Source organism: Idiomarina ramblicola (genome assembly GCF_003987255.1).
In the GTDB taxonomy this organism is placed as follows: domain Bacteria; phylum Pseudomonadota; class Gammaproteobacteria; order Enterobacterales; family Alteromonadaceae; genus Idiomarina; species Idiomarina ramblicola.
The window spans coordinates 136182-148909 of record NZ_PIQC01000005.1 but is presented as its reverse complement, the minus strand read 5'-3'; the positions used below and the strand labels follow the sequence as shown (position 1 = coordinate 148909).

The 12728-nt window shown below is 44.7% G+C and carries 19 protein-coding genes; 17 read left to right on the top strand and 2 right to left on the bottom strand.

Features of this window, described 5'->3' with window-relative positions:
• Positions 1 to 112 precede the first annotated feature (112 nt).
• On the top strand, positions 113 to 1105 hold the full coding sequence (gene nagZ / locus CWI78_RS08115) for a beta-N-acetylhexosaminidase (protein WP_126782006.1): 993 nt from the start codon (positions 113 to 115) through the stop codon (positions 1103 to 1105).
• 25 nt (positions 1106 to 1130) lie between these two features.
• Here nagZ and queC read toward each other — a convergent pair whose 3' ends face one another.
• Entirely contained in the window at positions 1131 to 1787 is a 657-nt protein-coding gene (gene queC, locus CWI78_RS08110) for a 7-cyano-7-deazaguanine synthase QueC (RefSeq protein ID WP_126782004.1), read from the bottom strand.
• A 62-nt stretch (positions 1788 to 1849) separates the two neighbouring features.
• Between queC and queE the strand changes: the two genes are divergently transcribed.
• The 13 genes from queE (at position 1850) to CWI78_RS08045 (ending at position 10918) form a co-directional block, all read left to right on the top strand.
• Entirely contained in the window at positions 1850 to 2521 is a 672-nt protein-coding gene (gene queE / locus CWI78_RS08105) for a 7-carboxy-7-deazaguanine synthase QueE (protein ID WP_126782002.1), read from the top strand.
• A gap of 95 nt (positions 2522 to 2616) precedes the next feature.
• Complete coding sequence (locus tag CWI78_RS08100) at positions 2617 to 2892, top strand: Flp family type IVb pilin (protein WP_126782000.1); 276 nt, start codon at positions 2617 to 2619, stop codon at positions 2890 to 2892.
• A gap of 2 nt (positions 2893 to 2894) precedes the next feature.
• Entirely contained in the window at positions 2895 to 4118 is a 1224-nt protein-coding gene (locus tag CWI78_RS08095) for a pilus assembly protein TadG-related protein (RefSeq protein WP_126781998.1), read from the top strand.
• Positions 4105 to 4641 carry a hypothetical protein gene (locus CWI78_RS08090; protein ID WP_126781996.1) on the top strand — a complete coding sequence of 179 codons (537 nt, stop codon included), beginning with the start codon at positions 4105 to 4107 and terminating at the stop codon, positions 4639 to 4641. The genes CWI78_RS08095 and CWI78_RS08090 overlap by 14 nt, the downstream gene beginning before the upstream one ends.
• Complete coding sequence (locus tag CWI78_RS08085; protein ID WP_126781994.1) at positions 4631 to 5137, top strand: hypothetical protein; 507 nt, start codon at positions 4631 to 4633, stop codon at positions 5135 to 5137. The genes CWI78_RS08090 and CWI78_RS08085 overlap by 11 nt, the downstream gene beginning before the upstream one ends.
• The gene (locus CWI78_RS08080) at positions 5134 to 5325 is read left to right on the top strand and encodes a hypothetical protein (RefSeq protein ID WP_126781992.1); all 192 of its coding nucleotides are present in this window, start codon (positions 5134 to 5136) and stop codon (positions 5323 to 5325) included. The genes CWI78_RS08085 and CWI78_RS08080 overlap by 4 nt, the downstream gene beginning before the upstream one ends.
• A complete protein-coding gene (gene cpaB, locus CWI78_RS08075; RefSeq protein ID WP_126781990.1) occupies positions 5322 to 6029 on the top strand; it encodes a Flp pilus assembly protein CpaB in 708 nt (235 codons plus the stop codon). Before CWI78_RS08080 ends, cpaB begins: the two co-directional genes overlap by 4 nt.
• On the top strand, positions 6014 to 7228 hold the full coding sequence (locus tag CWI78_RS08070; RefSeq protein ID WP_126781988.1) for a type II and III secretion system protein family protein: 1215 nt from the start codon (positions 6014 to 6016) through the stop codon (positions 7226 to 7228). Before cpaB ends, CWI78_RS08070 begins: the two co-directional genes overlap by 16 nt.
• The gene (locus tag CWI78_RS08065) at positions 7225 to 8448 is read left to right on the top strand and encodes a TadA family conjugal transfer-associated ATPase (protein ID WP_126781986.1); all 1224 of its coding nucleotides are present in this window, start codon (positions 7225 to 7227) and stop codon (positions 8446 to 8448) included. Before CWI78_RS08070 ends, CWI78_RS08065 begins: the two co-directional genes overlap by 4 nt.
• Positions 8430 to 9281: a type II secretion system F family protein gene (locus CWI78_RS08060; protein ID WP_126781984.1), complete on the top strand. Its 852-nt coding sequence runs from the start codon at positions 8430 to 8432 to the stop codon at positions 9279 to 9281. The genes CWI78_RS08065 and CWI78_RS08060 overlap by 19 nt, the downstream gene beginning before the upstream one ends.
• The gene (locus tag CWI78_RS08055; protein ID WP_126781982.1) at positions 9278 to 10066 is read left to right on the top strand and encodes a type II secretion system F family protein; all 789 of its coding nucleotides are present in this window, start codon (positions 9278 to 9280) and stop codon (positions 10064 to 10066) included. The genes CWI78_RS08060 and CWI78_RS08055 overlap by 4 nt, the downstream gene beginning before the upstream one ends.
• Positions 10063 to 10455 carry a DUF192 domain-containing protein gene (locus CWI78_RS08050; protein ID WP_126781980.1) on the top strand — a complete coding sequence of 131 codons (393 nt, stop codon included), beginning with the start codon at positions 10063 to 10065 and terminating at the stop codon, positions 10453 to 10455. Before CWI78_RS08055 ends, CWI78_RS08050 begins: the two co-directional genes overlap by 4 nt.
• Entirely contained in the window at positions 10409 to 10918 is a 510-nt protein-coding gene (locus CWI78_RS08045) for a tetratricopeptide repeat protein (RefSeq protein ID WP_126781978.1), read from the top strand. The genes CWI78_RS08050 and CWI78_RS08045 overlap by 47 nt, the downstream gene beginning before the upstream one ends.
• Here the strand turns inward: CWI78_RS08045 and smpB are convergent.
• Positions 10860 to 11339 carry an SsrA-binding protein SmpB gene (smpB, locus tag CWI78_RS08040; RefSeq protein WP_126781977.1) on the bottom strand — a complete coding sequence of 160 codons (480 nt, stop codon included), beginning with the start codon at positions 11337 to 11339 and terminating at the stop codon, positions 10860 to 10862. The genes CWI78_RS08045 and smpB overlap by 59 nt on opposite strands.
• 107 nt (positions 11340 to 11446) lie before the next feature.
• Between smpB and CWI78_RS08035 the strand changes: the two genes are divergently transcribed.
• From CWI78_RS08035 to sixA, 3 genes are read left to right on the top strand one after another with little or no spacing between them, the layout of a single operon-like run.
• Positions 11447 to 11890: a type II toxin-antitoxin system RatA family toxin gene (locus CWI78_RS08035; protein WP_126781975.1), complete on the top strand. Its 444-nt coding sequence runs from the start codon at positions 11447 to 11449 to the stop codon at positions 11888 to 11890.
• Entirely contained in the window at positions 11871 to 12248 is a 378-nt protein-coding gene (locus CWI78_RS08030) for an RnfH family protein (protein ID WP_126781973.1), read from the top strand. The genes CWI78_RS08035 and CWI78_RS08030 overlap by 20 nt, the downstream gene beginning before the upstream one ends.
• On the top strand, positions 12245 to 12727 hold the full coding sequence (gene sixA / locus CWI78_RS08025; RefSeq protein ID WP_126781971.1) for a phosphohistidine phosphatase SixA: 483 nt from the start codon (positions 12245 to 12247) through the stop codon (positions 12725 to 12727). Before CWI78_RS08030 ends, sixA begins: the two co-directional genes overlap by 4 nt.
• Position 12728 lies beyond the last annotated feature (1 nt).

Genomic DNA, 12728 nt, shown 5'->3' with positions numbered 1-12728 from the left:
TAAAAATGTTAATTTACCACAGCATGCGAAAAGATAAACAGGGAACATGGCGTCTTTACTGAACTCATGGCAAACTGCTGACTATTGAAAACCAAACGAGACAGCCGCTGTTATGGCACAACTGATGATAGATATTGCGGGCACAGAGTTGACCGCTGAAGACAAAAATCTTCTTGCCGCCCCTTCCGTTAACGGACTTATTTTATTTACGCGTAACTTTGCGTCATTAGAGCAGTTGCAAAAGCTGACACGGGAGGCACGAGAGGCCGCCGCTAAGCCTTTGCTCATTGCGGTAGACCATGAGGGCGGGCGTGTTCAGCGGTTCAGACAGGGCTTTAGCGCCATACCGGCTATGGGTTCGCTGCAAAAAATTGAAGATAAAGACGAACGGCAACGCGCTGCACGTGACTTAGGCTGGCTTATGGCGGCAGAAGTTCAGGCTGTGGGCATTGATATCAGTTTTGCACCGGTACTGGACGTAGACGACTGCAGTGACGTGATTGGTGACCGCGCATTTTCTGCAATGCCATCGGAAATTTCTAAACTGGCGTCGTCGTTTATTGAAGGCATGCACGAAGCCGGTATGGCCTGTACCGGCAAGCACTTTCCCGGGCACGGTTCTGTTCAGGCCGATTCCCACATTGCCATTCCGGAAGACGATCGCACGCTAGAGCAAATTCGCGCGCACGACTTAAAGCCGTTTTTGTCATTAAGCCAGAAACTGGACGGCATCATGCCGGCTCACGTTATATACCCGAAAATAGACCCACAGCCTGCGGGTTTCAGTGAGTTCTGGCTACAGCAAATACTGCGCAGCGAACTGCAGTTTAATGGCACTATTTTTAGTGACGACTTGTCTATGCAGGGCGCAACCGTTGCCGGTGACATGGAACAACGCGCTGTGGCGGCACTAAAAGCTGGTTGCGACATGATACTGGTGTGTAACGACAGGGCAGGAGCGGTGCAAGTGCTGGACGCTGATTTGCCCGCCACTGAGCCGGAAAGCGCACAACGTGTGAACCGAATGCTAATGTCGTCCAGTGCGGTATCGCTTGAAGAGTTAAAACGCACCCAGCGCTGGGAACAAGCCCAACGCTGGCTGTAGGTCAGTTAGCTTTAAGCTTATTCGGTTATTCGTAGCTAAGAGGGTCTTCAATGCCGTTGGCGGCGAAGGCCTCTAAACGCTCCTGGCAGGCACCGCATTTACCACAGGCTTCGTGGCGACCGTTATAACAAGTCCAGGTTTGGCTGTAATCCAGCCCCATTTTAATGCCGTCGGCTAGAATCGCGTTTTTATCTACGTCTAAATACGGCGCATGAACCGCGACCGGTTCGTAGTTTGCCATTTTACTGACTACATCCATTTGCCGTACAAACTCCGGCCGACAGTCCGGGTAAATAGCGTGGTCACCCGAATGCGCGCCGTAATACACCGCAGAGGCGTTTTCAGACACCGCGTAACCAATGGCCAGTGACAGTAAAATCATATTGCGGTTTGGCACCACGGTAGATTTCATCGACTCTTCTTCGTAGTGGCCTTCAGGAATGTCGATGTTGTCGGTGAGCGAGCTACCCGATAGCAGCGAGTTAATAGCCGTAATATCCACTAATTTATGGGGTATCCCATGCTGTTTACAGACGTTAGCCGCAACTTCTAACTCTTTGACATGGCGCTGGCCGTAGTTAAACGACAGTGCCAGTACCTCGTTTCCCTCGGCCAGGGCTTTGTGCAAAACGGTAAAAGAGTCCATTCCGCCCGAATAAATAACAACGACCTTTTGCGACATGCTGTAACTCCCCGTATAATCTGCATTCACTCACTTTAACGACAGCCATTTTAACGGAAGCTATGTCTTACCGCATCAACGAAATTTTTGAAACCTTGCAAGGCGAGGGCACCTTTACCGGCGTGCCATCCATTTTTCTGCGTTTGCAGGGTTGTCCTGTGGGCTGTCCCTGGTGCGATACTCAGCACACATGGGAGACCAACCCCAGCGACGAGGTAAGCATAGACGCATTAATGGCAAAAAACGAAGCCTCGTCAAAATGGTCAGAAATGACCGCCGAGGACATTATTGTGCGCTTTGAGCAAGAAGGTTACGCCGCCAAACACGTAGTGATAACCGGCGGTGAGCCCGCTATGTTTGATTTACTGCCGCTTGGCAAGGCTTTAGAAGCCAAAGGCTACCAACTGCAAATAGAAACCAGCGGTACCTTTGAGCTAAAAGTAACCGACAGCACTTGGGTAACGGTATCGCCCAAGCTGGATATGCCCGGCGGCTACCTGGTGCGCCCCGACTGCATGGCACGCGCTAATGAAATAAAGCACCCCATAGCCATGCAAAAGCACATAGACGCGTTAGATTCCTTACTAAAACGCAGCCCACCCAAAGCCGATGCCATTATTTGCCTGCAACCTATAAGCCAGCGGCCACGCGCCACAGAGCTTGCCATGAAAACCTGCATAGCACGCAACTGGCGCCTTTCCGTGCAGATGCATAAATATCTTAATATTGAGTGAGACATTTGCTACTTCTGATCTGACCCCCAAAAACTCGTTCTATACTTCCTGACGTCAACGTTAATTTTGGCGTTGAATGTTGCCAGGAGGGAGTTATGAATACGCATTTAGCCCGGCGTTCTCGTGGTCAGGGAATGACGGAATACATTATTATTGTCGCTTTGATTGCCGTTGCTGCAATTGGAGTCTATTCACTTTTTGGTAAGTCCATACGTAACCAGGTCGCCGGTCTTGCTCAGGAAATGACAGGGCAGTCGTCTTCCCAGCAATTAAATAGAGCGCGCCAGTCTTCAAGACGAGCAGGAACTGTAGCTAATACTGATGTCAACCTCGGAAATTATGACGAGGCGACAGAGCAAGGCAATCAGTAGCGATGACTTTCTCAAATACTAACTCACGAATAAAAGGGCAAACCCTGATTTTAATGGTCGGGGTTCTGTTGCTGGTTTCTCTGCTTTTATTCGCTGTGACTGATATGGGAAAACACGCCAGGCGTCAGTGGTACCTACAAAGCGTTGCAGATAACGCAGCGTATAGTGCGGCCGTCGCAATGTCTCGGCAGATGAACTTTCTTGCGCTAACAAACCGTGCACTTATTGGCAATCAAGTAGCAATTGCTCAATGGGTGGGACTGGCTAGTTACTTATCAATGTTAGACAGAACGGCTGATAATCTCGAGGCTGTAACGTCATTTATTCCTTACCTAGGGCAAATTACTCGGGCTCTATCTACTGTTATTGAGCGTATTGAAGAAGGATTCGAGCAGATAGTAGAAGTACTTATCAGGTTTCAGGTGGCTGTAATTCAAGGAATATCAGCAGCGCAGCGATTATTAGACGCAAGTTTTGTTATGGAGTTACCTCTTCTTATTCAAGATATCGTTTCTAAACACTCTACAGATCTTAGCTGGGAAGCTTACCAAGGTGGTGGCATAGCTCCGTTCCCTAGCCTTTGGTGGCGCAAAACAGAAGTACGCAATACCAGTAATAGTGAAGAATCAAAGGAGTTAGAAGAACTGACCTTAAAGAGTTTGGATCCGTTTAGTCGTAATAGAGGATATAACTGGGTCAATATCTTCACTCACAAGATTGTTAAGCGTGGTGGAACGGAACTATCAAGAAACCGAAATGGTGGTTGGGACTGGCACGCTTTGGATTCAGTGTCACTTCACGGAAGAAGTTGGTTTATAGGAAGCTTTAAAGAGCAACTGCCATTAGGTTGGGGGGCTAAGGCACAGGATCAACGCCGTTCCCGGCGCGCAGGCTATGGAGGCGCTTTTCGCAGTAATTCAATGTCTTCACGTTTGGGATTAGCCCAAATGGAGTCGATTGGTGTTAGGCAAAAGCCATTTGGTTATATGGGCCTGAGAAACTTAAATGAGTTTGGAGACAATACAGTTTTAATTTCTGTTAGGGACGACAACGAGCAGGTGGCGCATGCGAAAGCGATTTCGGAGTTCTCCAGAGCAGGCACAGTTTTCCCAAGAAAAGATCAGAAGTATGAACGCGAAAATTTATTTAATGCACTATGGGAGCCCAAAGTAATTCCTCTATCAGGTCTGGATAAAGGAGTAATAATTAGTCGTGAAGAAATTTAGCAACGGTCAGGCGGTTATTGAGTTTTTAATTTCGATTTCTTTTTTGGTTGTAATTATAGGATCTGCATTTAATGAACTAATGATTTCACAAAAAAACTCTGAAAAAGAACTAATTAATGCAAGAAACCTGATTTGGAATAGTCATTTTGATGGTGAGTTTATGCTTAAAAGTGATGATTATAGGTTGGCAAGAAGGCTGGGAATTATAATTAGCCCTATTGATCAAATAATTAATATTGATCTGCCAATGAAGAATTTGTGGCAAACAAGAGAAAATTATTTCGCCATGGCAAAACTTAGTGACGGCTGGGAAACAAAGAGTAGGGATGGGCTTAGCAATAGGCCTGCCAGATTAGTCATAAATAATGTCTTGTCTGGGAGTATTACTAATGTCATTCAGGATGGTTTGGGTTCTCTATTTCTATCACGTGAGTTGAGGTCAGGATCTCTGAGTTTTGGTCATATAGACTCCGACGTTGTGCCGGATGAAGCTTTATTAGAGGAGTGTTCATATGATTGCTGATGTCCCCGCAGGGTTTGATCAATGGGAGTGGTCTAAAATGCCACTTTCAAAAAATTCGGCTGTAACAGCCTATTTCTTGCAAAGTCCCCAAACCCCGGACTGGAACCTTGTGGAAGATTTTTATTCCTACTGTCCTGCTCCCCATAGAGACTTTTGGATCTGTCCAATCGGAGAGGATAATTGGACTTTTTTTAAAGGAGATGGGGGCTCCTGGATATTGAGCAAAATAATTTTGCCGTATACAGAAAAACCTAAACTGAAGGGGCCTTTTCACGCAATCTCGAAGAGCCAGAAAAACGGAAAAGAGGTATGGGTTTACCTCTCTACATTCAAGTTCAATGACATTCAAAATATATTAAAGCTAACTTATAGCCAAAAGATTGATTCGTTTAAATCAATCGAGAAGTCCCATGATTTATGGATATTCAAAGAAGATATGGGTCGTTTAATGTTCTCGGAGCAAGGTGAGTACGTGATTTTGGTTCATGTTCTATGAACAAGAAGCAAAGCGGTCAGGCATCGACAGAGTGGTTACTAATCTCTCTTTTAATAATGACCGCTTTATTTATTGTTGAAGAACAACTCTCACTCATTGAGTACTTAATTGAGACCGGTCGTAAGGCAAGAGAATTTTATTATTTTATCTGGCGCTATTTAGTATTAATTCCAGGAGGGAGCTCATGAAAAAAAAGGCGAAATGGATTTTTGCCGTAATTTTTAGCTCAATAATTTCGATTTTAACTATTTTTCTAATTCACCAATATTTGCAGCAAGAAACGCATCGTAGACTTCAGGAGGCTTCAGGAAATGCCGGTAGTGTTGTCGTCTTTTCAAGGGAGTTGAAGGCAGGTGATATTATCAAGGTAAGTGACTTGCTGGCTCGAAGTTACCCTCAAGAGCTAATCAACAATGATTGGTATATAGAAAGCTCAGCAGGCCTTCTTATAGGTCGGCAACTTCGAAGTTCTGTACAACCCGGAGAGCCAGTTTCTGAGCGTTTTTTATTGAATAACAAAAACAGTGGATTATCGGAAAAATTGCCTAGCGGATATTACGCTATCACAGTTAGCACGGATAACTTAGGGCACCATAATGCAATGCTAAAAGAAGGGGATGTAGTCGATATTGTATTTGTTGGTGAGTTTAATGAAAAATTCCGGAAGTACGATTTTTTTGAAGAAATTGAAGTTTTCGATATTCACGGACTACAGGAAGGGTATGGCTCATACTCACTGACATTATTGATAGATCCTTTGGAAGTAAAGGCCTTCACTCAGGCTATTGGAAGTCCAATGCTGGTCTGGGCGAGAGGGCGTCACTCAGATCAAATAGAAATTTGGCATCAAGAATCTAAACAAAGCAAGGTGGAACCATGGACGGTCCAATAAAGTTAAAATGTTATCTGTTTACAACTTTATTCATATTTGTAGCCTTTAGTGCTCAAGCCGGTGTTGAAAACGCCTTATACCGACTTCAAAAAGGGCAAACTCAAATTATCAATATAGAACCCGGTACCGATATTCTTATTAGCGATGAGAGTGTTGCCGATGTTCATTTATTAAGTAATAACGAGGCTATTCTAAGGGCGCTTAACGTTGGTCAGGCTGATATCTGGCTGAAATCTGAAGACGCGTTAAAGGAATTAAACGTTAGTGTAACAGCTAGTTTCGATCTTTCATTGGAAGGGCGTATCGAAGCGATATCTGATGTAGAAGAAGCTCTCACTAAAGCAGAGAAATCGGGGATCATTGTTTTGGCGGGGAAGATTTCTAAGAAGCATCACGATGAATTAGAAAAAATTTCTCAGGATCATGAAGAAATATTGAATTTAACTGAACCTTTTCAGGAAGAGCCTCCGATGTTGACACTAAGAGTCAATATTCTGGAAACAAAGCGTCAGTACCTGGAAGAGCTCGGTATTCGTTGGCAAGGTGCGACTAGCGGCCCAACATTCTCGAGCTCTTTGTCTGGTTTATTTGAATGGGACGCAGAAATTAATTCCCAATTAATGCTTATGCAGCGCCACGGCCTTGCGAAATTACTGGCTAATCCTGTTTTGTCTACACAAAGTGGTGAAAGAGCAACGTTTCTTGCGGGAGGAGAGCTCCCTATTCCGCAAGTTGTGGCTCAGGGAATGCAGGATGTGACGTTCCGGGAGTACGGTATAAAACTGGTTATTCAACCTGTCGTCTTGGATGACAATAGGATAAAGACGAAACTTCACGCTGAGTTGAGCAATATTGATCCAGCTGTCTCCGTGTCTGGGGTACCTGGAATACTTAGCCGTAGAACTGAATCAGTATTTCTCTCAAATGATGGGGATACGCTGGTCCTATCTGGTCTTTTAAGTACGGATGAGTCAGCTCAAGAAGATGAAATACCAGGGTTAGGGTCATTACCTATTTTAGAGAATGCATTCAGAAGTCAACAGAATCGGGAGCAAACCACAGAGTTAATTATTATGGTTACTGCCGAGCGTATGGATACAGCAGGGCAGCGGTTTCGGGATAAAGAAAAGCGACTGGTGCAAAAAGATAACTGGTATCAGAACGACTCGGTTCTACAGCTGAGAGAGACATTTCGATGACATCAGAAAACTTAATCGACACCCTAAAAGAACATTTAGATAACAGAGACCCTCGTTTCGAGGAGATGAACGAAGGTGAGTTGAGGCGTTACGCCGAGTCTTTTTTAAAAGAAAAAGTAGGAGCTCCAGAAAATGAGGTTATAGATGCGGTTGCGGAAGTTATCGGCTTGGGACCCCTTGAACGGCTTCTAATAGATGAGACAGTCACTGAAATTATGGTTAATAGTTATGATCAGATCTATGTGGAGCGCGCTGGTAGGCTGGAAAAAGCTTTAGAGCAGTTCAGCAATGAGTTCTCTCTGCGGCGCACTATCGATAAGATTGTGTTGCCTTTAGGTCGCCACGTCGATGATGCTTCACCTATGGTAGACGCTCGCTTACCGGATGGCTCCCGTGTAAATGCAGTACTAGCGCCATTAGCGACCAAAGGCTCATGTCTCACTATCCGAAAATTTATCAATAAGTCTTTAACGGTCGAGGACTTGGTTAATAGTAATTCATTGACAGAACAGGCTGCTGGATTTCTAAAACTTGCTGTTCGCTGTCGCCAAAATATTATTGTTTCTGGTGGAACAGGAACGGGGAAAACAACCTTACTAAACATTCTATCTCAGGAAATTCCGGAAAATGAAAGAATTATAAGTATCGAAGACGCGGCTGAACTGCAGTTAAACCACAACAATTTGATAAGTCTTGAGGCGCGACCCAAGAATCAGGAAGGGACCGGCGCTATAAGTATTCGAGAGCTCGTTATCAATGCACTGCGGATGCGTCCCGATCGGCTTATTGTTGGCGAATGCCGAGGGTCAGAAGCTTTAGACATGTTACAGGCTATGAATACTGGTCACGCAGGATCTCTGAGTACGGTTCATGCGAATAGTGCCCGAGATGCATTAAGGCGCCTTGAAATTATGGTTTTGATGGGTGGAATAGAACTCCCTATTTCTGCGTTACGACAACAAATAGCCAGTGCCGTTAATATTGTCATTCAGATAGCTCGCCTTTCCGATGGTAGAAGGGTGGTGCTTAGTATCAGTGAAGTTACAGGGATAGATGACAATGTTTTACAGTTGTCACCATTATTTGAGAGAAGTAACGCGGCTCAATCATTAATGAGCAATAAGATCCTATGTAAATTCGCAGAGGAACAAACGGAAAATGTTCGTCAGGAAGTCTGGGAAGCACTTATGGGAGATGGGCTATGTTCATTCTCGGATTAGCGTTCTTGATAGTTTGCAGCGGGCTGTGCTGGCTATGGATTCTCTCGCATTTAACACCAAAACGATATCAGCTTCTTGAAGAAAAGCTTAGGTTATCAACAGTGCGTTCTTTGGAAGAGTTCTTCTTGAGAATGCCGGTAACAATTCTCGTCAGAGGTTACCTCATTGTGACGATCTTAATACCTTTAATTGTATGGTTATCTGTCAGTAAACTATGGGCGGTAGCGGCGTTTATTTTAACTTTAGTAGCACCGCCATTTGTCTATCGTCATTTAAAAAAGCAACGTTATATGAAGATAGAGAAACAATTGCCTGCAATGTTGATTGGGCTCAGTAATCAATTAAGAAGTGGTACAAGTGTCGGTTCAGCTTTAAAGAATTTAAAAGGAACCTTATTACCTCCTTTAGGACAAGAAGTGGACGAGCTATTGAGGCAAGAAAAAGTTGGTAAACCCTTAGCTGATTGCTTAGAGGATTGGCAGCTTAGGGTTCCGGCTTTCTCCATTACACTCGTGGTTCAGTCTTTAGTTTTAGGTTTGAAAAGTGGAGGGCAACAATCGGACTTATTTCTGAGATTGGCTGATAACCTTCAACAACAGCAGCACATTAAAGAACGGCAGATGACGTTGACCTCACAAGCCAGAATGCAGGCTAAAATTCTCGTTATGATGCCTGTTGGGTTGTACTTTCTTTTAAGTTGGATTAAGCCAGAGCATACTGCTCTTTTCACCGAGTCACGCGTTGGCATTTTAATGCTTATAGCAGCCATTATATTGATGTTCATTGGTGGATGGATCGTTAAACGAATTATGCACCCGGAAGATGAGAAATGATTATAGTTGCTTTCTTAACATTTCTGACGACGCTTAGCTTTTCGTTTTTAGTCTTTGCTGTCTGGAAAATTTTATCACTTGGGAAAAAGCTGGATTATGCAGTATTAAAAATGTGGTCAATTTTACCTGAAAGAATCAAGATATGGACGGTTCGCTACTTGGAAATTGATTTTCTAAAAGGAGCTGCTCAATCATTTTTCTTCTGGTTTTTTACGGCGTGTGTATCAATATTTTTTTCACTGTTTTTGGGATGGTGGCTAGTAAGTGTTATCTATTTCCTTTTTTTATTAATGCTTATAAACAAGAAAAGGCAACTAGCTCTAAAAAATAATAAAGCGATAGTTCGCCAACTTCCTGACTTTTGCGATCTAATTTCTATGATGATTGCGTCAGGAATTCCTCTCATTTCGGCCTTGGAGACGGTATCTACATCATGCAACGACCTTCTGCTGGCGCGGGAAATTAGATCGATGCTCAGTCGGCTACGAAGAGGTACAAGTTTTGCTCAGTCAATGGATGAACTGTCTGGGCGGTATGATACGAAGCAGCTCCATGAGTGGAGTTCCATGCTGATAAAAGGCTATCAGCAAGGAACTAGCCTGACGAAGTCGTTAAGGTTTTATGCCAATCAATTAAGACAGGATTTACTCAACTCAGCCGAAAAGAGAGCGCAGGAAGCGCCAGTAAAGCTTTTGTTTCCACTGGTAACTTGTTTTTTTCCGGTAAATTTTCTGATTATTCTAGGTCCAGTAATTGTTCAAATAGGCCAAGGAGGGCTTGGATGAGAAGCGAGAAAGATATTGTTTTATGGCCCAAAGTAAAGGCTATGAAAAAATTCCATCAAAGGTTGATCGGCATGCTTGGTGAGCAGCAGCCAACGACAGAAATGGCCTTCTGGTTTCCATTTTGTAAATCAATACATACTTGGGGAATGAAAGAACCAATTGATGTTGTTGCCTTTGACAAAGAAAGCAGAATTATAGAGGTTCGTCGATTCATTTGTCCCAACGAAATTGCTCGTTTTAAGGGGGCTCACGGATTGGTTGAAATGGCCGCTGGAAACTTTTGGCCTTTAGAAAAATGGATTGGGAAAAAATTAAAGTTTATTAATAGGCATGGAGAGCTAAATGAAAACAAGTATTTTGATTGCTGTATTGCTATTGAGCTTAATTAATCAAGGCTGTAGCGCGACAGTAGAAGAGAGACAGGTTAGGAAGCAGAGTTTGGAAGCGGCGGTTAACTGGTATAGCAATGGAGATCTTCTATCAGCAGAACAGCATTTGCAATGGCTACACCGTAAGGGGCTTGGAACGGATAAAAGTTGGGCGTTGCTTGGCAATATTTACTTTAGGCAGTATCGCTTTAAAGCTAGTGAACCAGCCTATTGGAAATCGCTGAAGCTCAATGCTTCAGATAAGAATGTCTGGTTCAATTTAGCTTTACTTAACCTCCGTCAAACGACAAACGTTCTTATGGATGCTCGTGTTGAACTGGACACATTTGACGGAGAGCTTGAGAAGTTGCTCAATGAGCTATTGAGGATCCAAAAGGTACGTTTGAAGGACGTACCTGAGGTCTCTAACGCACCGAATGCTTCATTATCCGAGCCTTCTGGCGTTGCCAGTCGCGCTCTTTAATGGTGTCGCGTTTATCGTGTGACTTTTTACCCCGGGCTAAAAATATCTCCAGTTTTGCCCACGGGCCTTTCCAGTACATGGCTGTGGCAACAATGGAATAACCCTCACGCTCTGAGGCGCCAATAAGCTTATCCAGCTCGCGGCGCTTCAGCAGCAGTTTACGGCTGCGGTCGGGTTCGCAATAAACGTGGCTTGAGGCTTGGTTAAGTGGCTGAATTTCGGCACCCAAAAGGTAAGCTTCGCCATTTTTTATAATGACGTAGCTGTCGCTAATGTTTACCTTGCCAGCCCTTATGCTCTTAATTTCCCAGCCTTGCAAGCTGACACCTGCCTCGAACTTGTCTTCAAGGAAGTATTCATGCCGCGCTTTTTTATTACGAGCGATGGTATTGGACGATTGTTGTGGTTTCTTTTTACTCATGGCGGCTATTATACCTATGCGCACTGAAAAGAAAATTGCTTTAAGGGCTTCAAAGCGTTTCTGGTTGCGTTATTATTGCGCAGTTGATTTTAGTTGTAGGTAGAAAAATGCCCAGTATCGAAAAAAGTGCTTTAGTTTCGTACAGCGCTAAACAAATGTTCGACCTTGTTAACCACGTTGAAGCGTATCCGGAGTTTGTGCCCGGGTGCGCCGCGTCGCGGGTGCTGGAGTCATCTGACGAACAAAAAGTGGCAGCATTAGATATTAGCAAAGCGGGTATCAGCAAAACTTTTACCACGCGCAATACACTGCATGAACCGGAACGTATTGATATGGACCTGGTAGACGGCCCATTTAAAAAGTTAACGGGCGGCTGGGTGTTTACGCCACTGGCTGACGATGCCTGCAAAGTCGAGCTGAAGCTGGACTTCGAATTTTCGAGTCGTTTGCTGGGCATGGCGTTCGGTAAAATATTCAGTGAGGTGACCTCGCGTATGGTCGACGCTTTTGTCAAACGGGCAGAACAAGTGTATGGCAACCAGCATGGGTAATAAATTAACCATTGAAGTCGCGTACGCTACGCCGGAAAAACAAGTGTTGCTAACGGTGCACCCACAAGAGGGCGCGACGGTAGAAGAGTGCATCAAAATGTCGGATGTGTTCGAGCACTTTCCCGAAATTGATCTTGAACAGCAAAAAGTGGGTATTTGGAATAAGACGGTCAAATTAGATGCGCAGCTAAGAGATGGCGATCGCATTGAAATTTATCGTCCGTTAATTGCCGATCCAAAAGCCGTACGCAAACGTCGTGCGGAGGAAGCCAAGCAGTCAGGCCGGGCAAATAGGGTGACCGGTGGTCGGCCTGACGCGAATCGTCGAGCGCAGGCTGAGGAGTCTAAGCCAGAATGAAGCTGTATATTATGCGTCATGGTGAAGCAAACTACCCACACGGTAGTTATTCTGATCGCGAACGCCGTTTAACCACCAACGGTGAACGCGAAGTTGTGACCACGGCCACTTGGCTGATAGACAAGCAGCCGAAAGTTGACTGTGTTTACGTCAGCCCTTATTTACGGGCGCAACAAACAGCCTCTATTTTACTGTCGCACCTTAAGACCGGGCAGCGACAGGACTGCGATGATATTACGCCCGACGGTCACGCGGCGTCGGTTGTCAGTTGGCTTGCAGCAGAAATTCAGGAACATAACTTTGAGAGTGTGGTACTGGTATCGCATATGCCGTTGGTGAGTTATTTAGTGCATGAGCTGGACGCCAGTGTACAACCCCCTATTTTTCCGACGGCAGGCATTGCGGTTGTTGATTTCTCGCCAGAAACGTTACGCGGCAAATTCCAGCAGTTATTAATAGCGGAGCGCTGTGCGGGCTAAA